This window comes from Mesorhizobium sp. WSM3868 (assembly GCF_002294785.1).
In the GTDB taxonomy this organism is placed as follows: Bacteria; Pseudomonadota; Alphaproteobacteria; order Rhizobiales; family Rhizobiaceae; genus Mesorhizobium.
In genome coordinates, this window is the sequence record NZ_NSGB01000005.1 from 325,540 (window position 1) to 346,097 (window position 20,558).

Here is a 20,558-nt window from a genome sequence, read left to right on the forward strand (position 1 = left end):
CTCAAAACCCGATCGATGCGTAGAACATGGCGAAAAGCCCGTCGAGGATGATGACGACGAAGATCGACTTCACCACCGACGCGGTCACGTGCTGGCCGAGCGATTCGGCGCTGCCGCCGACCTTCATGCCCTCGACCGAAGCGATGGTGCCGATGATCATGGCCATGAACGGCGCCTTGATCAGCCCGGCAAAAATGGTGCTGAGGTCGATGGCGACCCGCAGCCGATCGATGAATGCCGCCGGTGGAATGTCGGAATAGAGCCAGGCGGCGATGATGCCGCCGCCGAGCGCGGCGAAATTCGCGATGATCGTCAAGCACGGCAGCGCAATCACCAAGGCGACGAGCCGCGGAAACACCAGCACGCCGATCGGGTTCAACCCGATCACCTTCAGCGCGTCGACCTCCTCGCGCATCTTCATCGAGCCGATCTCGGCGGTGATGGCGCTGCCCGAGCGGCCGGCCAGCATGATCGCGGTCATCAGCACGCCAAGCTCGCGCAGGATCAGCACGCCGACGAGGTCGACAACGAAAATGTCGGCACCGAAATAGCTAAGCTGATAAGCGCCTTGCTGGGCGACGATGGCGCCGACGATGGCCGACATCAGCACCACCACGGGAATGGCGCCGACGCCCATACGGTCGATCTGGTTGAAGATTGCTGCCGGATTGACGGCATGGCCGCGGCCGAGCTTCATCTGCGCGCCGCGGATGGTGGCGCCGAGGATGTTCATCGAGGCCAGAAAATCGTCGCGCATCTCGTAGACGCGGCGGCCGACCAGCTCCAGCGCGCGCAGGATGATGTTGGGCGGTCCGGCCGGCCCCGATTCGGGTTCGCGTCGCACCGCGTCGCCGACCGCGCCGAGCAGGATTGAGGCGATCTCGCTCTGCCCCTGCACATGGACTTCGACGCCTTTCTTCTCGAAAGCGCTCGCCAGCCGATCGATCAGCCAGGCGCCGGCCGTGTCCATCTTCTCGATCTGGGAAAGGTCGAGCATCAGCTTCTTGGCGCTGTTGCGGTTTTCGATCTTGCGCATTTCGGCATCGATCGATGCCACGGTCCGCGTCGTCCAGACACCCGAGAAAGCGCAGCCGAGCACGTCGCCTTCCTCGCCGACGGCAATGCGCGGCTGGTGATTGGCATCACCGGCGGGCGTGCGGCTTGCGTCGCGTTTGCGGATGGTCAACATGGCGTCCTGTTTAGCGTGACGGGACTGGCGTGTCGATTTGCCGGGAGACCGGGTCGCACAGCCGGAGAAGAAAAATATGGCGCGTGTCATTTCGGTCGAGGCGGAGCGATTCCCCATCGCGGGCACTTTCACCATCTCGCGCGGCTCGAAAACCGAGGCCGAAGTCATCACCGTGACGATCGCCGACAACGGACATGTCGGACGCGGCGAATGCGTGCCCTACAGGCGCTACGGCGAGACGATGGAAGGCGTGCGCGCCGCAATCGAGGCGATGCGCGGCCAGATCATCGACGGCATCGGCCGCACCGCCTTGCTCGCGGCCATGCCGGCGGGCGCGGCCCGCAATGCCATCGACTGCGCCTTGTGGGATCTCGAAGCCAAGCTGGGCGCTAGGCCGGTGGCGGACGCAATCGGGGTCGTTTCGCCGAAGGCGCTTGAAACCGCCTACACGCTGTCGCTCGCCGAACCTGAGGCGATGGCGGCGCAGGCCCGCGCCGCTGCCTCGCGGCCACTGCTCAAGGTCAAGATCGGCGGCGACAACGACGCGGCAAGGATTCGCGCCCTGACGCAAGCCGCCCCGCAAAGCCGCATCATACTCGACGCTAACGAGGGCTGGACCGATAACAACATCGTCGAGAATCTCGCATTCGCAGCCGAGCACGGCATAGTGCTGATCGAGCAGCCGCTGCCGGCCGGCCGTGATGGCATCTTGCGCGAAATCGCGCATCCCGTGCCGATCTGCGCCGACGAAAGCGTGCACGAGGCGAAGAACCTCGAAGCGCTGGTCGGCCTCTATGACGTCGTCAACATCAAGCTCGACAAAACTGGCGGACTGACCGAAGCGCTGATCCTTCGCGATCGTGCCCGGGAGCTGGGTTTCGGCATCATGGTCGGCTGCATGGTCGGCACGTCGCTCGCCATGGCGCCGGCAGTGCTGTTGGCTCAAGGCGCCGATTTCGTCGACCTCGACGGGCCGCTGCTCTTGGCGCACGACCGCGAACCGGGTCTGGTCTACCAGGGCTCGCTGGTCTCACCGCCTCAGCCGGCGCTGTGGGGCTGAGCGCGCGGCAAGCCCGATCAGCGCGAGGCCGATGATCGCGATCGGGATCATCGCCAGGAACCCGTCGACGCCAAGACGATCGTAGAGCGGGCCGGAGACCAGCGTGACCGCGGCCATGAAGAAGCCGTTGAAGAAATAGGCGATGCCTTGCGCGGCGCCCGTGCGCTCTTCGGAAACCGTTTCGCCGATCATCTTCTGCAGGCCGATCAGCACCATCGCCACCGAAACCGCATGCAGCGTCTGGACGCCGAAGAAGCCGACGACGCCGAGGCCCAGCGGCCAGACCAGCGGAAAGGCGACCCATCGCAGGATCGAGCCGATGCCGGCGATCACCATCACCCTGACGACGGAAACGGAGGCGAAAATGCGGTTGAAGAACAAGAACATGCAGACCTCGGCAACCACGCCCCAGGCCCACAGCAGGCCCACGACGGAATCGCTGATGCCGATCGACTTCCAGTAGATCGACACGAAGCCGTAAAGAAAGGCGTGGCTGGCGGTGATGATGCCGACACCCAGCGTGAAATAGAGGAAATAGGCGTTGAAGAGGCTTGGCGCCGAATGCTGAATGTCGGTCGCCGATAATGGCGACGCCTTGCGAGGCTTGCCCATCCGCGGCGCCCACAAACCCGCGGCAAGCGCTGCGGCAAGGGCCACAAAGATGATCGCCGGAACTGCTTGGGGGCCGGTGGCCGCCAGGATGAAGCCGCCGATTATATTGGCGCAGAAATAGGAGATCGAACCCCATTTGCGCATGGCGGTGTAGTTGGAGCCGAAGCGGCGGACGCCCGACAGAGCCAGCGAATCGGCCATCGGCGAATGCGGCGTCCAGGGGATCGAAAGCAACAGCGAGATGGCCAGCACGCCCGCATAGGTGGTCGGCAGGAAATAGCCGGCCGAAATGATCATCGTCGCCGCGACCAGCGCGATATATACATTGGCGCGGTCCTTCGCCCGGTCGGCAAACGCGGTGAGCATCGGCGTCGTCACGACGCGCAGGAACATCGGCGCGGCCAGGATGACGGCGATCTGTTCGGCGTGGAAGCCTTTCGCCTCCAGCCAGAGCGGAAAATAGGGCAGATGGGTCCCCTGCGACACGAACAATGTCGCGAAGATCAGGCTCATGCGCAGTTCGAAATGGGCGGGCTTGACGAGTTGCTCAGGCGAAAGTGGCGGCAGCGACATGAATCGATCCAATTACGCTGCATTCCACGACCCGCAACGCGTTTCGATCCCTATCACGCGGCAAGGCGCGGCGGAACCGCCTGGACCAGTCGATCTGGCTAAAGCTGTTGAAAGACAAGGAACCTCGGAGCCGGAAAGGCGCTCAGGCAGCCTTGACCGCCCTGCCCTTGAGATCGATGAGATCGACGCGCACCGGCGCGTCCTTGCCGGCCGGAACTTCGGGCAGCACATGCGCCCAGGTCAGGATCTCCATGCGGCCGTCGAAATGCTCGACCACCGCGGTGCAGCTTTCCACCCAGTCGCCGGTGTTGATGTATTGCACGTCGCCATAGCTTTCGATCGCGGCGTGATGGATGTGGCCGCAGATCACGCCGTCGACATGCGAGCGCCGCGCTTCCTCGGAGAGCACCGTCTGGAACGATCCGATGAAGTTCACCGCCTTCTTCACCTTGACCTTCGCCCAGGAAGAGAACGACCAGTAAGGCAGGCCGAGCAGGTGGCGCAGCCTCGTCACGAGGCGATTGACCAGCATTGCCGTGTCATAGGCGTAGTCGCCGAGGTAAGCGAGCCAGCGCTGGTTGTGCACCACAGTGTCGAACTGGTCGCCATGGATGACGAGAAGCCGCCTGCCGTCGGCGGTCTCATGAATGGCGCGGTCGGCAACGACGATGCCGCCGAAATGCACGCCCTGGAACTGGCGGGCGAACTCGTCGTGGTTGCCGGCGATGTAGGTGATCGAGGCGCCTTTGCGCGCCTTGCGCAGCAATTTCTGCACCACGTCGTTATGGCTCTGCGGCCAATGCCAGCTGCGCCGCAGGCGCCAGCCGTCGACGATGTCGCCGACCAGGTAGATGGTATCGGCGTCATGGTGGCGCAGGAAATCGATCAGGAAATCGGCCTTGGCCGCTTTCGAGCCGAGATGCACGTCGGAAATGAACATGGTGCGAAAAGTGCGGGGCTCTGGACCGGACATCGCGATTTCCACCTTTCTTTGGCGTGCTATGCCTCGATTCATGCAACAACCGTATGACGGTTGCGGTTGGTCCAGCCCAGGCGCTAGCGTGCCGCCCTCGAAAAAGGAGAAATCACCATGGATCTCGGCATTCGCGGCAAGAAGGCCATCGTCTGCGCCTCGAGCAAGGGACTGGGGCGCGGATGCGCGATTGCGCTGGCCAAAGCCGGCGTCGACCTTGTCATCAACGGTCGCAACGCCGAGCTGTTGGCGAAGACGGCGCAGGAAATCCGCGAAAAATTCGGTGTCGAGGTGATCGAGATCGCCGGCGACGTCTCGAAGCCGGAAGTGCAGAAGGCATTGCTTGCCGCCTGCCCCGCCCCCGACATCCTGGTCAACAACAATGGCGGCCCGCCGCTTCGCGATTTCCGCGAGCTCGACCGCGCGAAAATCCTCGAAGGCGTGACGCAGAACATGGTGACGCCGATCGAGCTGATCCAGGCGGTCATCGACGGCATGGCCAAGCGCGGCTTCGGCCGCATCGTCAACATCACGTCGCTGTCGGTCTATGTGCCGATCCCGGGCCTCGACCTGTCGTCGGGCGCCCGCGCCGGCCTGACCTCGTTCCTTGCCGGCGTGGCGCGCACCGTCATCGACCGCAACGTCACCATCAACAGCCTGTTGCCCGGCAAGCTCGACACCGACCGGTTGCGTGGCCCGCATGAAGCCGGCACGCCGGAAGACCCGGCAGCGGCCGCCGCGCGCAAGGCCCGCATCAGCGCCGACGTACCGGCAAAGCGCCTCGGCACGCCGGAAGAGTTCGGCCAGATCTGCGCCTTCCTGTGCTCGGTTCATGCCGGCTATCTCACTGGACAGAACATCCCGGTCGACGGTGGGCTCTACGTCAGTGCGTTCTGACGAGCTTCGTCAATCCGCCGCAAGTTTCCGAGCCAACAGGCTGAAATGCATCGATTATCTTCGCCTCGGCATTGTGAATGCCAGGGCCGACATTTGGCGTCGCGAAGAATCGCCGCTGCATGCTAAAAGGCTCGAAAGCAAGAAGCAGGAGGGCCGCGAATGGACGGCGAGAGCAAGAAAACGGCCCGATCGGACCTCGATGAGGCCGCGCTCTTCTTTCACAAGCACCCCACCCCGGGAAAGCTCGAGATCCAGGCGACCAAGCCGCTGGGCAACCAGCGGGATCTCGCGCTTGCCTATTCGCCGGGCGTTGCCGCTCCTTGTCTCGAGATCCGGGACGATCCGGCGGCCGCCGCCGACTACACGGCGCGCGCCAACCTCGTCGGCGTTGTCTCCAACGGCTCGGCGGTGCTTGGGCTGGGCAATATCGGCCCGCTCGCCTCCAAGCCGGTGATGGAAGGCAAGGCGGTGCTGTTCAAGAAATTCGCCGGCATCGATGTGTTCGACATCGAGATCGATGCTCCCGAGATCGAGCGCATGGTCGAGACGGTGGCCGCGCTCGAGCCGACCTTCGGCGGCATTAATCTCGAGGACATCAAGGCGCCTGAATGCTTCGAGGTCGAGGAACGGCTGAAGGCCCGCATGGGCATTCCGGTTTTCCATGACGACCAGCATGGCACGGCAATCATCGTCGCCGCCGCGGTGCTCAACGGGCTGGAATTCGCCGGCAAATCGATCTCCGACATCAAGATCGTCACGTCCGGCGCGGGCGCTGCGGCGCTCGCCTGCCTCAACCTTTTGGTCTCGCTCGGGGCCAAGGTCGAAAATATCTGGGTCACCGATCGTTTCGGCGTCGCCTACAAAGGCCGGGTCGAGGAGATGGACCGCTGGAAAGACCCTTATGTGAAGGACACCCAAGCGCGCACGCTGACCGATGTCATCCCCGGCGCCGACGTCTTTCTCGGCCTCTCCGCCGCCGGCGTGCTGAAGCCAGAACTCCTGCAGCACATGGCGCCGAAGCCGCTGATCCTGGCGCTCGCCAACCCGACGCCGGAGATCATGCCTGAGGTGGCGCGCGCGGCACGGCCCGACGCCATGATCTGCACCGGGCGCTCCGATTTTCCCAATCAAGTCAATAACGTGCTCTGCTTTCCTTACATCTTCCGCGGCGCGCTGGATTGCGGGGCGAGCGCCATCAACGAGGAGATGAAGATGGCCGCGGTCAGAGCGATCGCGGCGCTGGCCCGCGAGGAGCCCTCGGACGTCGCCGCCCGCGCCTATTCCGGCGAGACGCCGGTCTTCGGGCCGGACTTCCTGATCCCCTCGCCCTTCGATCCGCGGCTCATCCTGCGCATCGCGCCGGCGGTGGCGAGAGCCGCCTGCGACACCGGCGTGGCGACGCGGCCGATTGCCGATTTCGCGGCCTATGTCGACAAGCTCAACCGCTTCGTCTTCCGCTCCGGCCTGGTGATGAAACCGGTGTTCTCCTCGGCCAAGGCCGCCGGCGCGAAGCGCGTCATCTACGCCGACGGCGAGGACGAGCGCGTGCTGCGGGCGGCACAGGTGGTCCTTGAGGAAGGCATCGCCGAGCCGATCCTGATCGGCCGTCCGCATGTCGTGGAAGTGAGGCTGAAGCGTTACGGCCTGCGCATCCGGCCGGGCGTCGATTTCGGCCTGATCAATCCGGAGGACGATCCGCGCTACCGGCACTATGTCGATCTGCTGATCGAGCTCGCCGGCCGCCGCGGTATAACGACGGAAGCCGCTCGCACCATGGTGCGCACCAACAACACGGTGATCGCGGCGCTTGCGTTGAAGCGCGGCGATGCGGATGCGATGATTTGCGGGCTCGAAGGCCGCTTCGAGCGCCATCTCCGCAATGTCACGCTGATCATCGGGCCGCGTCCGGGCATCAAGGACCGCGATCTCTCGACGCTGTCGATGCTGATCTCGCAGCGCGGCATCATCTTCCTCACCGACACCCATGTCTCCGTCGATCCGACGGCGGAGGAGATCGCCGAGATGACGGTGCTGGCGGCGGAAGAAATCCAGCGCTTCGGCATCGAGCCGAAGGCTGCGCTGCTGTCGCATTCGGATTTCGGCTCGCGCGATTCGCCCGGCGCGCTCAAGATGCGCGAGGCCGCTGCCATCCTCGCCCGCATCGCGCCGGAGCTGCAGTGCGACGGCGAGATGCATGCCGACTCGGCTCTTTCCGAGCATCTGCGCCAGCGCGTCTACCCGCATTCGCGGCTGAAAGGGGAAGCCAATCTGCTGGTGTTCCCGAACCTCGATTCGGCCAACATCACGCTGACGGCGCTGCGTGCCATGATGGACGCGCTGCATGTCGGGCCGATCCTGCTCGGCACCGACAAGCCCGCGCACATCCTGACGCCTTCGGTGACCTCGCGCGGCGTTGTCAACATGACGGCACTGGCGGTCGTCGAGGCGGCGCACAAGGCGCAGGCGCTCGCCCCGATCTGAGTTGAGGGTGAGCTCTGGGTTGTGCGAGCTCGCGCCAGCGGATTTGTGTTGAGTCGAAAGCTAGGGAACAGTTAACCACGAACGCGGTAGCCTTCCACCGGCAATCGGGATTCCAGGCGGATGAAGGGGTTGAAGCTGACGCACCTTGCTGCGCTGTTTGCAGCGTTGGCGGCGTCGGCTGTCGCTGTGACCGAGCCGCAGGCGGCTTCTCGCACCTGCCACCAGCTCGAAGCGGAGCTTGCAGCCACGCGCGGCGGTAGCGGCGGTCCGGGACTGATCCGCAAATATGACGACGCGATCGCCCGCCAGCGCGAGCAGCTGGCCAAGGCGCGCGGCCGCGCCGGTGATGCCAATTGCGGCTTCGCGCTGTTTTCGCGCAATGCCAGCCAATGCGCGGCGATCAATGTCTCGATAAAGCGCATGAACGCCAATCTCGACATCTTGCAGGCCAAGCGCCAGCGGCTGGCCGGCGGCGGCACGCGGCGCGACCGCAGCCGCATTCTTGCGGCGCTCGACGCCAATGGCTGCCGCGATGATGAAGTCGAGGCGCCTCGCGCCCCGATCCAGGAGGCCGCCCGCAACAATGGTGGCGGCAATCTGTTCGAGCAGCTCTTCGGCCGTGGCGACGAGGAGATCGCTTCGCTCGACACGCCTGAAGCGCTTCCGCCAGACGATCCCGGCGCGCGCAACATCCGCCGGGTGATCAACCAACCCGACGGCATGAACCTGCCGAGGATGAACGACGAGTTCCGCACCGTCTGCGTGCGCACCTGCGACGGCTATTTCTTCCCGATGTCGAACGCCGCCTCTGTTGGCGATTTCGAGCGCGATCAGAAGAATTGCGAATCGAGCTGCCCCGGCACCGAAATGCAGGTCTTCTACACGCGCGGCATGGACGATGACGCCGGCAACATGACATCCTCGGCGACCGGCCGTCCTTACAGCAAGCTGCCGACGGCCTATCTCTACAAGCAGGCCAACTACTCGCGGCCGCCGCAATGCGGCTGCAACGCCCAGGCCGAAAACTTCTCGATCATAGGCGGTAATCCGCCCAATCCGGAGCAGCCGCAGCCGGACAGCGGGGTGACGACCCTCGTGCCGGCGCCGGCGGCCAAGCTCGATGCTGGCGCCGATCCCGAAACGCTCGCCAACGCTGCAGGCGGGCTCGACCGCGCGGCTATCAAGCAGCTGACCGCCAAGGTGCCGGCGTCACCGGTTTCGGCCCTGCCGCCGGAACAGCGCAAGGTCAGGGTCGTCGGGCCAGCGTTCCTTCCCGACCCATCAGCGGCAATAGATCTGCAAGCTCCGGCCCCGAAGACCGCCCGGTAAGGGCAAGCCGCAGCGGCATGAACAGCGGCTTGCCCTTGCGGCCCGTCGCTTCCCTGATCTTGCCGGTCCAATCCTTCCAGACCGTGCCGTTCCAAGGCTCTTCCGGCAACAGGTCGAACGCCTGGTGGAGGAAATCACGGTCCTCGCCGGAAAATTCCGCCGGCTCCTGCGGCCCGTCACTCAGGATTCGCCACCAGGCGACAGCGTCGGACAAACGGTCGATATTGCCGCGCACGGCGAGCCAGAAGGGCTCGGCCCTGTCGCCGGAAATGCCAAGCACAATCAGCCGGTCGCGCGCCTCCTCGAACGGCATTTGGTGCATCAGCGTGCGATTGAGCACGAAAAGCTCGTCGGGATCGAACTTGGCGGCAGACTTGGATGTCGCGGCCGGGTCGAAATGGCTGGCGAGCTCGTTGAGATCGTGCGCTGCCGTGACATTCTCCGATGTGCCAACGAGCACGGCAAGTGAGGCGACAGCCATCGGCTCGATGCCGTCCTCGCGCAGGCTTTCGATCGACAGCGCGCCGGTGCGCTTCGACAGCCCCTCACCCGACACGGTGGTCAAGAGATTGTGGTGCCCGAACACCGGCGGCTCAGCGCCCAGCGCCTGGAACAAGGCGATCTGCACGCCGGTGTTGGTCACGTGGTCGTCGCCGCGTATGACATGGGTGACGCCCATCTCGATGTCGTCGACCACCGAAGGCAGCGTGTAGAGATAAGTGCCGTCCTCACGCACCAGGACCGGGTCCGACAGTGAGGCGAGATCGACGGTCTCCTCGCCGCGCACAAGGTCGTTCCAGTGCACCTCGGTCCGCTCGGGCTGCAGCGGGTCGCCGGTGAAGTTCGGCAAAAGAAAGCGCCAATGCGGCCGGCGCCCGTCGGATTCGTATTCGGCCACCTGCTCCGGCGTCAGCGTCAATGCCTCGCGGCCATAGACCGGCGGCAGGCCGCGCGTGCGGCGCACCTTGCGGCGCAGGTCTAACTCCTCCGGCGTTTCGTAGCAGGCATAAAGCACGCGCGCCGCCTTCAGCCGCTCCACCGCGGCGTCATAGACTTCAAAGCGACGCGACTGGTATTCGGTAACGTCGGGAAAAATGCCGAGCCAATGCAGGTCATAGAGAATTGAATCGGCGAATTCCTGCGTCGAACGGGCAACGTCTGTATCGTCGAAGCGCTGGATGTAGCGGCCCTTGTTGTTCATGGCGAAAAGCCAGTTGAACAGCGCGGTGCGGGCATTGCCGATGTGGATGCGGCCGGTCGGCGACGGGGCGAAACGAACGGTAACTGTCATGAGCGGGGCGTAGCGAATGCTTCCAGGCTTGACAAGACACGCCCCCGCGCAGGGCAACAGATAGTGCAAGCCAGCTAAAATGAAAAGCCGCCCGTCGGGCCCGGCCCCCGGGCAACCCGACGAACCGTCCGCAAGGACCGTCAAATAAAGGCTTTTCGATGCGCCTTTCTGTCCCCGTTATCCACATTTGTGACACACAACATATTGGGGTCACAAAACCTACAAAAACGAATCCTTGACGGGTCAGAACGAGTCGCTTTTTATAGGCCATGCGCTCCTGTTGCGGGCGTGACCGGAGAGTTCAGAAGCCGGTCTTTTTTCCCGGATTTTGTGCGTTTTGCCCACATTTCCGCCCGTTCACGAGGCCGGCGGAAGCGTTGGGTATGATGGGGCTTGGGTGGGCGAAAGGGAGAATTGTCGGGCTGGAAAAAATGATCTGTTAACACTATATTTAGTGTTTGCAGGCAGGCTCGACCCTAGATAGTGTGAACCTCCCTCTTCCGAGGGAATCGACAAAAGTTTCAGTTTTGAGGGACCCGCGGGTCGGCCTGCAGCCTGGTGAGCGCCTGGAAGGGCGTTTGCTTGTCTGCACGGTGCTGCCCGCGACGAGGAGAATGCCGGCGTCGCCTGCGATGCCGGCAAACGGCGGACCGTGCTTTTCGCCTGGCGGGGCAGCAATCCCTGGGGAAAAGCGCTATATGCAGACAAAAGGGACCGAACCAATGCGCATCGAGCGTCGCTTCACCAAGCCAGACCAAGCAGGTCAAGAAGGGGCAGCCTATGCGGAGATCGAATTCCGCAAGGCTCTGTCGGAGATCAAGAATCCCGACGGCTCGGTGGTGTTCCGCCTCGACAACATCGATGTGCCGGCGCAGTTCAGCCAGGTCGCGGCCGACATCCTGGCCCAAAAATATTTCCGCAAGGCCGGCGTCCCGGCGCGCCTGAAGAAGGTCGAGGAGAACGACGTCCCCTCCTTCCTGTGGCGTTCGGTTGCCGATGAGGCCGAACTCGCCAAGCTCCCTGAGGCCGAGCGCTATGGTTCGGAAACCGATGCCCGCCAGGTCTTCGACCGGCTGTCCGGCACCTGGACCTATTGGGGCTGGAAGGGCGGTTACTTCAAGTCGGAAGAAGATGCGCGCGCTTTCCGCGACGAGCTTGCCTATATGCTGGCCACTCAGCGCGTGGCACCGAACTCGCCGCAATGGTTCAACACCGGCCTGCACTGGGCCTATGGCATCGACGGGCCGAGCCAGGGTCACTTCTATGTCGACCCCTTCACCGGCAAGCTGACCAAGTCCAAGTCGGCTTACGAGCATCCGCAGCCGCATGCCTGCTTCATCCAGAGCGTTCAGGACGACCTCGTCAACGAGGGCGGCATCATGGACCTGTGGGTGCGTGAGGCGCGCCTGTTCAAATACGGCTCCGGCACCGGCTCGAACTTCTCGATGCTGCGCGGCGAAGGCGAGAAGCTGTCCGGCGGCGGCCGCTCGTCCGGCCTGATGAGCTTCCTCAAGATCGGCGACCGCGCGGCCGGCGCAATCAAGTCGGGCGGTACCACGCGCCGCGCCGCCAAGATGGTCATCGTCGACGCCGACCATCCCGATATCGAGGACTTCATCGACTGGAAGGTCAATGAGGAGCAGAAGGTCGCCTCGCTGGTGACCGGCTCGAAGATCGTCAAGAAGCACCTCGAAGCGATCATGAAGGCCTGCGTCAATTGCGAAGGCAATGGCGACGACTGCTTCGACCCGGCCCTCAACACCGCGCTGAAGCGCGAGATCAAGGCGGCCAAGAAGGACGCCGTGCCGGAGAACTACATCTATCGCGTCATCCAGTTCGCCCGCCAGGGTTACACCTCGATGTCGTTCAAGACCTACGACACCGACTGGGACTCTGACGCCTATCTCACCGTTTCCGGCCAGAACTCCAACAACTCGGTGTCGCTGAAGGACAATTTCCTGCGCGCCGTCGAGGCCGACGGCGACTGGCAGCTCACCGCCCGCAAGGACGGCAAGGTGCTGAAGACGCTGAAGGCGCGGGACCTGTGGGAAAAGATCGGTTATGCCGCCTGGGCGTCCGCCGATCCCGGCCTGCATTTCAACACGACGATGAACGACTGGCACACCTGCGCCTCCGCCGGTGCGATCCGGGCCTCCAACCCGTGCTCGGAATACATGTTTCTCGACGACACGGCCTGCAACCTCGCCTCGATCAACCTCCTGCCCTACCGCAAGGAAGACGGCACGATCGACATCGCCGCTTACGAGCACACCGTTCGGCTGTGGACCGTCGTGCTCGAGATCTCGGTGATGATGGCGCAGTTCCCGTCCAAGGAGATCGCCAAGCTCTCCTACGACTACCGCACGCTCGGCCTCGGCTACGCCAACATCGGCGGCCTGTTGATGACGTCCGGCATTCCCTACGACTCCGACGAGGGCCGGGCGATCTGCGCCGCGCTCACCGCCATCATGACCGGCATCGCCTATGCGACCTCGGCCGAAATGGCTTCCGAGCTCGGCGCCTTCCCGGACTATGACCGCAACGCCCAGAACATGCTGCGCGTCATGCGCAACCACCGCCGCGCCGCCTATGGCGACAAGGACGGCTACGAGAAGCTCGCCGTCAATCCGGTGCCGCTGGTCGCCTCCGACCTGAAGCAGCAGGCGCTGGCCGAGCATGCCCGCGCCGCCTGGGATCGCGCCATCGAGCTCGGCGAGGAGCATGGCTATCGCAACGCGCAGGCGACCGTGATCGCGCCGACCGGCACGATCGGCCTGGTCATGGACTGCGACACCACCGGCATCGAGCCCGACTTCGCGCTGGTGAAGTTCAAGAAGCTCGCCGGCGGCGGCTACTTCAAGATCATCAACCGCGCGGTGCCGGAAGCGCTGCGCACGCTCGGCTATTCCGAAAGCCAGATTGCCGAGATCGAGGCCTATGCCGTCGGCCATGGCAACCTCAACCAGGCGCCCGGCATCAACCCGTCTTCGCTGAAGGCCAAGGGCTTCACCGATGATAAGATCGCGGCGCTGAATGCGGCGCTGAAGTCGGCCTTCGACATCAAGTTCGTGTTCAACCAGTGGACGCTCGGCGCCGATTGGGTGAAAGAGACGCTCGGCTTCACCGACGAGCAGCTTTCCGACTTTTCCTTCGAGATGCTGCCGGCGCTGGGCTTCTCCAAGAAGGACATCGACGCCGCCAACATCCATGTCTGCGGTGCGATGACGCTCGAAGGGGCACCGTTCCTCAAGGCCGAGCACCTGCCGGTGTTCGACTGCGCCAGCCCCTGCGGCAAGATCGGCAAGCGCTCGCTGTCGATCCAGAGCCACATCCTGATGATGGCCGCGGCGCAGCCCTTCATCTCGGGCGCCATCTCCAAGACCATCAACATGCCGAACGAGGCGACGGTCGAGGACGCCAAGAACGCCTACATGCTGTCCTGGAAGCTGGCGCTGAAGGCCAACGCGCTCTATCGCGACGGCTCGAAGCTGTCGCAGCCGCTCAATGCCTCGCTGCTCGCCGACGGCGAGGAGGACGAGGACGAGGCGGTCGAGCAGCTGATTGCGGCGCCCGCCGCGCAGCGCGCCGTGCAGGTGACGGAAAAGATCGTCGAGCGCGTCATCGAGCGTCTCTACCGCGACCGCGAGAAGCTGCCGAACCGCCGCAAGGGCTACACGCAGAAGGCGGTCGTCGGAGGCCACAAGGTGTATCTCAGGACCGGCGAGTTCGACGACGGCCGCCTCGGCGAGATCTTCATCGACATGCACAAGGAAGGTGCTGCCTTCCGCGCCATGATGAACAACTTCGCCATCGCCATCTCGCTCGGCCTGCAATATGGCGTGCCGCTCGACGAATATGTCGAGGCCTTCACCTTCACCAAGTTCGAGCCGGCCGGCATGGTGCAGGGCAATGACGCGATCAAGAACGCGACGTCGATCCTCGACTACGTGTTCCGCGAGCTTGCCGTGTCCTATCTCGGCCGCCACGACCTCGCCCATGTCGACCAGTCGGACTTCGACAAGACGGCGCTCGGCCGCGGCATCACCGAAGGCAAGGCGACGCCCTTCTCCAAGGGCCTCTATCGCGGTGCCTCGCCGGTGAAGCTGGTGTCGGCTGCCGGTTCGGACCCCAAGGGCTTTGGCGGCTCAGCCCCGACGACCGCCCCTGCCCGCGCAGCGCCCACCGCCTTTGCCGGCTCCAACGTGCTGGCATTGAAGCCGGCAAGCGACGAGGCCCTTGCCTACAAGCGCGACTATGAGGAGCGCGCCAGGGAACTGGCCGAGGAGATGGTGGAAGAGGAAGCCGAGGCCGCCGGCGGCGCCGAGGCGCTCTTCACCGACGCCGCCGCCAACGAGGCCGCCGAGGCCAAGAAGCTAGCCGCCACCCGTCGCCAGCAGTCCTTGCTCCAGGGTTACACCGGCAACGAATGTTCGGAGTGCCACAACTTCACCATGGTGCGGAACGGCACCTGCGAGAAGTGCGACACGTGTGGTTCGACGAGCGGGTGCAGCTGAGGCCCGATGCCGCCAAGGCTGACAGTCAGCGAAGTTATTCGCAAGCTGAAGGCCGATGGCTGGTATCTGGTTGCAACCAAATGCAGCCATCGCCAATATAGATCAAAGCCGGCCGCGTCATCGTGGCCGGCCGCACTGGCCTGATTGTCCAAGACCTTCCATGATCGACCACATCACCATCGAAGTGTGCGACCTCGAGAAGAGCAAGCTCTTCTACGAAAAGGCTTTTGCGCCCTTGGGCTACAGCCTCTCCTTCGGCAAGGAGGGCGTGTTCTGGGCCTTCGATGTCGGCAATGGCTGCCTGTTCGAAATCCAGCGCGCGGGCGAGAAGCCGCCGCTCACCCATCTGCACGTTGCCTTCCGGGTGAAGAGCAAGGCGGAGGTCGATGCGTTCTATCGGGCGGCGCTGGAGGCAGGTGCCGCGGACAATGGCGCGCCCGGGCCGCGTCCGGACTACGCGGCGAACTACTACGCCTGCTTCGTGCTCGATCCCGACGGTTACAACATCGAAGCGATGATCAACGAGGCGTGACGGGCGATGCCCTTCGGCTTCGTCATTCTAGGGCGGAGCAAGGAGCGAAGCGACGCAGCGCAGACCCTAGAATCCATGCCGTTACATCAAGGCGCTGCGGCGTTTCAGAATTCTGCACGCTGCGCCCTACGGCAAATGGTCACGGCATGGGTCCTCGGGTCAAGCCCGAGGACGACGAAAGCGCGATGGACGGCCTCTCCTCCGCTCTTGTGGGGAGAAGGGAGCGCCGCCTTCAATCCTTGAACGTGATCCCGTATTTCGCGGCCTGTTCCTTCGGCATGTCGGCCAGCGCCTGGCGTACCGTGTAGCCACCATAGACGTCGCTGCCGTTGCGGATCATCCAGTCTTCGACATCGGCCTCGGCAACCGTCATGCGGTCGCCCATCTTGTACTGGTTGCCGTTGACGGGCTTGTCGGCCAGCAATCCGACGAAGCGGCCGTCGCTGAAAGCCACAAGCTGCATCCAGATATGCTCGGTGGCGCCGTTCTGGGTCAGCGGGAACTTGACCGTATAGGTGCCAGGCGTGCGGGCGGCCATCAACTCATGGAAGCGGGGTAGCGTCGAGTGGCCCTTGGCCTTAGCGCCCTGCATCGCCTCGTCGGTGGTTGAATAGGCGACCACATTGGCGTTGGGCGTATTGCCGCGCAGGTGCGAATTGAAAAATCCGTAGCCGACGGCGGCCACCACAGCGGCAGTGACAATCAGTTTGCGCATAGACCCCTCCAAGACGCGATCACGGACACGTTACCGGAAGGCCGTTGCCGCGCCGCTAAGGGAGACGGTGAGTCGATGGTTAGAGAAATCCTGAAATTGCCGTCGATCGCCGCCCCGCGCCGGGTGAAGCATACGGCCTCAATTCGCGTCGGCCACCATCTCGCCGCCGCCCAGCCACCTGCGCCACTGCCGCTCGTCGCCGTGGAAGACATTGAGGTCGATGCGGCCGCTGACGCCATGCGACAGGCCGGAGCCCGAATATTGCCAGAACAGCCAGTTGCGGCCCGGATAGACCTTTGACGGATGGGCGGCCACCGCGCGCAACCAGAACGGATAGTCGAGGAAAGCGCCGCGCAGATTGTCACGATAAAAATCCGGCGACGTGTAGATGATGGGCCGCTGGCCGTAATGGCGCTCCAGCTTGTCCATGAACACCTGCATCTTCTCCAGCACCTTCTGGCGCGAAGGCCGGCGCTTGCAGGAGGACTCGCCGTTCCACTCGACATCGATGACCGGCGGCAGCGCGCCTTGGACCCGCGGCACGTTGCGGATGAACCAGTCGGCCTGCTCGCCGGCGGTGCGGCACCAGTAGAAGAAATGATAGGCGCCGCGCTTCAGCCCGGCGGCATCGGCGCCGCGCCAGTTTTTCATGAACATCGGATCGAGATGGTCGCCGCCGTCGGTCGCCTTGATGTAGGCGAAGTTGGCGCCCTGGGCGCGCAGCTTTTGCCAGTTGATATTGCCCTGCCAGCGCGACACGTCGACGCCATGGACGGCAAGGTGCCTGGGCGAGGCGCGCCCGAAATTGATCGGTTTGGCATCGCGAAAGGCATAGCGGGTAACAGGGCCAGCCAGCATCGCGGGCGCTGCGCGCGACAGCCGCTTCGGCGGCGAGACGAGTGCTGCGGCCTCGACCGGGGGCTCGACCGTATCCGGCAGGTCCGGCGCCGGGAATGCCACCGTCTCTTCCTCGGCCAAGCCAAAGGGACGCGAATTCTCATCCCCTGGACGCGCGTTGTCCTCGTCAACACGAGCATTCTGGTCGCCAGGGAGCGACGCCGGCGGCCTGATGCGCGCGGCGCCCGCCATGGAAACGGTCTCCACCGTCATCGCAGCGTCGGCGGTCTTCACTGCCTTCGTCACCGGCGCGCTCGGCCGCACGACCGAACTGGTCGTCTCGTTCGACGGCATCTGCAAGGCATCGACGCCCGAGGTAGACGAGCAGCCGGCAAGGCAAAGCCCTGCAAGCACGAAACTGACGACGCCAAAAATCCGCATCTTGACCTGCACGCAAAACAAAACAGACCGAGGGCCGGAACAGCGCCGCCGGGAGCCCCATTCCTAATGAGAAATTACCAACAAAGTTTGAATCAAAATTTACCTTTGGTTCAGCGGGGCGATTCGCCAGGCGAGCCGACAATGAAAGCTCCGCCTTTGTTTCCACGCAATTTCCGAACGGCACACCGCTTCTCGGTTTTCCTCGAATTGCTTAGCGCCTGAACACGCCGATCATCGGCCCGAGATTCCAGAAATCGTCGTTGCGGCCAATGGCCGGCGCATAGAGGCTGGAGATCGAGCCGTCGAGGAAGAGCGCGTTGGGACAGCCGAGTTCGTCGCGGAACAGGCGCGCGAATTCGTGGAAAGTCACCACATCGTTCGAGATGGCGAAGACGACGACGCCGTCGCCACGCACGCCGACGCCATCGCGGATTTTTCGCGAAGGGCTGTCGGCCTGGAATTTCGGATGCAGCTTTCCGTCGATCACCAGCATCGGCCCGGACTGGGTGGCATAGTCCACCTTCGGGGAATGCTTCAAATAATCCTTCGTCGCGCGAACGCCGGCCTTGCCGTCGCTAAGATAGAAGACGCCGTTGGGCTGCATCGAGAAATTGCCGGAGCCGGCCCCGGTCTTCGCCGACGCGATCTGCTGCCCTCGCTCGACATAGAGACCGACAGGCGCGAGATTGGGATGGTACATGCCGGCATTGATGCCGAAGAGCATGGTGCGTCCGGCCGCCTGCTGCGCGCTTCGAAGATTGTGCAGCGACTGGTAGAGCTTGCCGTCGGGATCCTTCCAGAACAGCTCGATCGAGTAATGCTTCGGGTCCGTCTCGCAGACGAGATAGGTCGCGGTCTCGAAGGTGTGATTGCGGCACGGCGGCAGCGCTGCGACCCATTGGCTGAGCCCCAGGCCCGCACCGACTACTGCCGGCACCGCCGATTTCACCAGCGCTGCCAGCAACGGCAGCGATTGCAGCAGCGTTGCAATGTCCATAGGCGCACCCGAAGCAAGGTTCAGGTGCCGGTATAGCGGATTCGGTGAAAGCCTCTAGCTCAGCCAGCCGACGGCGACGCCGATCAGCAGCACGACGCCGAGCAGGCCGCGATAGATGACGAAGGGCCAGGCGGAAAAGCGCTCGAGCACGCGCATCAGTCCCCATATGGCGAAGAAGGCGGAAATCGAGGCGACGACGAGGCCGACCGCCAGGACCGACCAGCCATAAGCGCCGAGGTGAATCTTGTGCAGTTCCCAAAGCTCCTTCAGGCCGGCCAACGCGATGGCCGGCAGGCCGAGCAGGAAGGAGAGCCGCGCCGCCTCCGGGCGGGCATAGCCAAGGCCCAGCGCCGCCGTCAGCGTCGATCCCGAGCGCGACACGCCGGGAATGAGCGCGCCGACCTGGGCCACGCCGACGAGCAAGGCGTCGAGCACGGACACCTTGTCCAGGGTCAGCCTGTGGCGGGCATAGATTTCCGACAGCGCAAGCAGCACAGCCATGGCGATGCAGGCCCAGCCGATCACGGCCAGCCCGCGCAGCGGCGAGTTGCAGGCATTGAGCACGCTGGATAGCGCAAGGCCGGCGATGACGATCGGAACGGTGGCAAGCACGATGCCGATCGCCAGGCGGAAATAGCGGTTGGCATAGTCGCGGCGCGTGAGCGCCGCCAGCGACCCCACCGCGACTTCCCTGACATCGCTCCAGAAATAGCTGATCACCGCGGCAAGGGCCGCGAGTTGCATAGCCGCAGAAAAGGCCGAGCCCGGGTCCTGCCAGCCAAGCACGGCGGGCACGACGCGCATATGCGCCGTCGAAGAGATCGGCAGCAGTTCGGTGATGCCTTGCACGATGCCGAGAAACGCCACCTTGGCGTAGCCCAGGCTGACAAAGCCGGTGTCCAATCCCTGCGTGCAGACGTCCGTCATCCCTGTCCTTTCCCCGGCGAAAAATGAATTGTTATGCGCAAAGCCCCTCAAGGGCAGGCTTAGCCTCATGGTACGGCGAAGCCAATTCACGGATTTGTAAGGTGCCGCTTATCCTGCTTGACAACAGGCGCCTCCATATTATCATGCGCTAATCTTACACTGTAAGGCAGATCGGAGGAGGACTAGCATGTCGACTGCCGCCCTCTCGGAACTGCAGCCGGTTGTCCCGCCGGTGTCGCACCATCCGGAAATCGGGATCGAGGAGGTCTCGCGTGATTTGAGCCGCGCCATCGAGCGCGCAGAGGTCAATGCCTGGCTCGATCTCTACGATGCCGCGCCCACGGAATTCGCCGCGCGGCACGGCTTGTCGCTCGCCCGCGACGGCGACCTCGTCTGGACCACCTGCACGACGATCCCGTTCATCCATTTCAACTGCGTGAAGAACATCGGCGTCGACGGCCCGGCCACGGAAGATCAGCTCGATTCGCTGCTGGCGCATTACCGCGCTGCCGGCATCTTGCGGCCGTGGTTCTGCACAAGCCCGCACACCGAGCCTTCCCGGCTGCGCTGCTGGCTGGAAGCGCGCGGGCTCCAGCATCAGAGCGACTGGGAACGAGTTTTTCGCGACGCAACGCCGCTGCCTGCCGAGCCGCTGTTCCCGGCAGACGATCTGTCGGTCGAAGAGGTTACGTCCAAGACCGCTCCCGAATGGGCTTCCTTCATCGATGCGAGGTACAGGCTGCCCACCTCGCCCTGGCTCATGGCCCTGGTCGGCCGCGAGGGCTGGCGTCACTACATGCTGAAACGCGATAGCGCCGTGGCTGCCGTGCGTTCAATGTTCATCTCGGATGGCGCCGCCTGGAGCGGGATCGACGCCCCGGTGCCTGGCATCATGGCGCCGAGCTTCGACCTCGACGCCATGCTTGGCGAAAGGCTGGTCCGCGACGGCATAGCCACCGGCGCAAGACTGTTCGTCGCCGACATCGAGGCGCCGCGCCCCGAACGCGACGGTCCGGCCTACCGCAACTACGCCCGGCTCGGCTACAAAATCGCCTATCTCCGCAGTCATTACAGCTATTTGCCGGCGCATTCGAGCTGATCGGAAAGACCTAACAGGCTGTTGAAGAAGTTCTGGCGCGGTTGTTTGGAGCGTGATTCACTGGTTGCCCTGATGATTTGGGGACCGTGGA

General features: G+C 63.9%; 15 protein-coding genes. 7 read left to right on the forward strand and 8 right to left on the reverse strand.

Annotation, left to right across the window (positions count from 1 at the left end; genetic code table 11):
* Nucleotide 1: 1 nt before the first annotated feature.
* The gene (locus CK221_RS11555) at nucleotides 2-1,189 is read right to left on the reverse strand and encodes an ABC transporter permease (RefSeq protein ID WP_095777784.1); all 1,188 of its coding nucleotides are present in this window, start codon (nucleotides 1,187-1,189) and stop codon (nucleotides 2-4) included.
* Between the two features lie 76 nt (nucleotides 1,190-1,265).
* Here CK221_RS11555 and dgcA point away from each other — a divergent pair, with 76 nt between their 5' ends.
* Nucleotides 1,266-2,249: an N-acetyl-D-Glu racemase DgcA gene (dgcA, locus tag CK221_RS11560; RefSeq protein ID WP_095777785.1), complete on the forward strand. Its 984-nt coding sequence runs from the start codon at nucleotides 1,266-1,268 to the stop codon at nucleotides 2,247-2,249.
* Here the strand turns inward: dgcA and CK221_RS11565 are convergent.
* Nucleotides 2,220-3,434 (reverse strand): MFS transporter, encoded by a 1,215-nt coding sequence (locus tag CK221_RS11565; protein ID WP_095777786.1) that lies wholly within the window; start codon nucleotides 3,432-3,434, stop codon nucleotides 2,220-2,222. The genes dgcA and CK221_RS11565 overlap by 30 nt on opposite strands.
* A gap of 142 nt (nucleotides 3,435-3,576) precedes the next feature.
* Nucleotides 3,577-4,407: a UDP-2,3-diacylglucosamine diphosphatase gene (locus CK221_RS11570; protein WP_082980470.1), complete on the reverse strand. Its 831-nt coding sequence runs from the start codon at nucleotides 4,405-4,407 to the stop codon at nucleotides 3,577-3,579.
* Between the two features lie 117 nt (nucleotides 4,408-4,524).
* On the opposite strand from CK221_RS11570, the gene CK221_RS11575 reads away from it, so the two are divergent.
* The 3 genes from CK221_RS11575 (at nucleotide 4,525) to CK221_RS11585 (ending at nucleotide 9,114) form a co-directional block, all read left to right on the forward strand.
* On the forward strand, nucleotides 4,525-5,304 hold the full coding sequence (locus CK221_RS11575) for an SDR family oxidoreductase (protein WP_095777787.1): 780 nt from the start codon (nucleotides 4,525-4,527) through the stop codon (nucleotides 5,302-5,304).
* A gap of 159 nt (nucleotides 5,305-5,463) precedes the next feature.
* Nucleotides 5,464-7,785 carry an NADP-dependent malic enzyme gene (locus tag CK221_RS11580; RefSeq protein WP_095777788.1) on the forward strand — a complete coding sequence of 774 codons (2,322 nt, stop codon included), beginning with the start codon at nucleotides 5,464-5,466 and terminating at the stop codon, nucleotides 7,783-7,785.
* A gap of 120 nt (nucleotides 7,786-7,905) precedes the next feature.
* Nucleotides 7,906-9,114, forward strand: coding sequence for a DUF2865 domain-containing protein (locus tag CK221_RS11585; protein WP_095777789.1), 1,209 nt, complete (start codon nucleotides 7,906-7,908; stop codon nucleotides 9,112-9,114).
* On the opposite strand, the gene gltX is transcribed toward CK221_RS11585, so the two are convergent.
* Nucleotides 9,032-10,405 carry a glutamate--tRNA ligase gene (gltX, locus tag CK221_RS11590; protein WP_095777790.1) on the reverse strand — a complete coding sequence of 458 codons (1,374 nt, stop codon included), beginning with the start codon at nucleotides 10,403-10,405 and terminating at the stop codon, nucleotides 9,032-9,034. The two genes, CK221_RS11585 and gltX, sit on opposite strands and share 83 nt — an antisense overlap.
* 722 nt (nucleotides 10,406-11,127) lie before the next feature.
* On the opposite strand from gltX, the gene CK221_RS11595 reads away from it, so the two are divergent.
* The gene (locus CK221_RS11595) at nucleotides 11,128-14,919 is read left to right on the forward strand and encodes a vitamin B12-dependent ribonucleotide reductase (protein WP_095777791.1); all 3,792 of its coding nucleotides are present in this window, start codon (nucleotides 11,128-11,130) and stop codon (nucleotides 14,917-14,919) included.
* A 160-nt stretch (nucleotides 14,920-15,079) separates the two neighbouring features.
* On the forward strand, nucleotides 15,080-15,451 hold the full coding sequence (locus CK221_RS11600; protein WP_095777792.1) for a VOC family protein: 372 nt from the start codon (nucleotides 15,080-15,082) through the stop codon (nucleotides 15,449-15,451).
* A gap of 232 nt (nucleotides 15,452-15,683) precedes the next feature.
* Here CK221_RS11600 and CK221_RS11605 read toward each other — a convergent pair whose 3' ends face one another.
* From CK221_RS11605 to CK221_RS11620, 4 genes are all read right to left on the reverse strand, one after another.
* Complete coding sequence (locus CK221_RS11605) at nucleotides 15,684-16,166, reverse strand: DUF2314 domain-containing protein (RefSeq protein WP_095777793.1); 483 nt, start codon at nucleotides 16,164-16,166, stop codon at nucleotides 15,684-15,686.
* Nucleotides 16,167-16,304: 138 nt separating this feature from the next.
* On the reverse strand, nucleotides 16,305-17,444 hold the full coding sequence (locus tag CK221_RS11610; protein ID WP_095777820.1) for a GH25 family lysozyme: 1,140 nt from the start codon (nucleotides 17,442-17,444) through the stop codon (nucleotides 16,305-16,307).
* Between the two features lie 211 nt (nucleotides 17,445-17,655).
* A complete protein-coding gene (locus tag CK221_RS11615; protein WP_095777794.1) occupies nucleotides 17,656-18,441 on the reverse strand; it encodes a phosphodiester glycosidase family protein in 786 nt (261 codons plus the stop codon).
* 54 nt (nucleotides 18,442-18,495) lie between these two features.
* Complete coding sequence (locus CK221_RS11620) at nucleotides 18,496-19,368, reverse strand: undecaprenyl-diphosphate phosphatase (RefSeq protein WP_066995237.1); 873 nt, start codon at nucleotides 19,366-19,368, stop codon at nucleotides 18,496-18,498.
* A gap of 187 nt (nucleotides 19,369-19,555) precedes the next feature.
* Between CK221_RS11620 and CK221_RS11625 the strand changes: the two genes are divergently transcribed.
* On the forward strand, nucleotides 19,556-20,467 hold the full coding sequence (locus CK221_RS11625; RefSeq protein ID WP_095777795.1) for a hypothetical protein: 912 nt from the start codon (nucleotides 19,556-19,558) through the stop codon (nucleotides 20,465-20,467).
* The last annotated feature ends 91 nt before the right edge of the window (nucleotides 20,468-20,558 follow it).

Coding starts and splice junctions, on each gene's coding strand:
- CK221_RS11555 (WP_095777784.1), bottom strand. CDS start 1,189: ATGTTGACCATCCGCAAACGCGACGCAAGCCGCACGCCCGCCGGTGAT.
- dgcA (WP_095777785.1), top strand. CDS start 1,266: ATGGCGCGTGTCATTTCGGTCGAGGCGGAGCGATTCCCCATCGCGGGC.
- CK221_RS11565 (WP_095777786.1), bottom strand. CDS start 3,434: ATGTCGCTGCCGCCACTTTCGCCTGAGCAACTCGTCAAGCCCGCCCAT.
- CK221_RS11570 (WP_082980470.1), bottom strand. CDS start 4,407: ATGTCCGGTCCAGAGCCCCGCACTTTTCGCACCATGTTCATTTCCGAC.
- CK221_RS11575 (WP_095777787.1), top strand. CDS start 4,525: ATGGATCTCGGCATTCGCGGCAAGAAGGCCATCGTCTGCGCCTCGAGC.
- CK221_RS11580 (WP_095777788.1), top strand. CDS start 5,464: ATGGACGGCGAGAGCAAGAAAACGGCCCGATCGGACCTCGATGAGGCC.
- CK221_RS11585 (WP_095777789.1), top strand. CDS start 7,906: ATGAAGGGGTTGAAGCTGACGCACCTTGCTGCGCTGTTTGCAGCGTTG.
- gltX (WP_095777790.1), bottom strand. CDS start 10,405: ATGACAGTTACCGTTCGTTTCGCCCCGTCGCCGACCGGCCGCATCCAC.
- CK221_RS11595 (WP_095777791.1), top strand. CDS start 11,128: ATGCGCATCGAGCGTCGCTTCACCAAGCCAGACCAAGCAGGTCAAGAA.
- CK221_RS11600 (WP_095777792.1), top strand. CDS start 15,080: ATGATCGACCACATCACCATCGAAGTGTGCGACCTCGAGAAGAGCAAG.
- CK221_RS11605 (WP_095777793.1), bottom strand. CDS start 16,166: ATGCGCAAACTGATTGTCACTGCCGCTGTGGTGGCCGCCGTCGGCTAC.
- CK221_RS11610 (WP_095777820.1), bottom strand. CDS start 17,444: ATGCGGATTTTTGGCGTCGTCAGTTTCGTGCTTGCAGGGCTTTGCCTT.
- CK221_RS11615 (WP_095777794.1), bottom strand. CDS start 18,441: ATGGACATTGCAACGCTGCTGCAATCGCTGCCGTTGCTGGCAGCGCTG.
- CK221_RS11620 (WP_066995237.1), bottom strand. CDS start 19,368: ATGACGGACGTCTGCACGCAGGGATTGGACACCGGCTTTGTCAGCCTG.
- CK221_RS11625 (WP_095777795.1), top strand. CDS start 19,556: ATGTCGACTGCCGCCCTCTCGGAACTGCAGCCGGTTGTCCCGCCGGTG.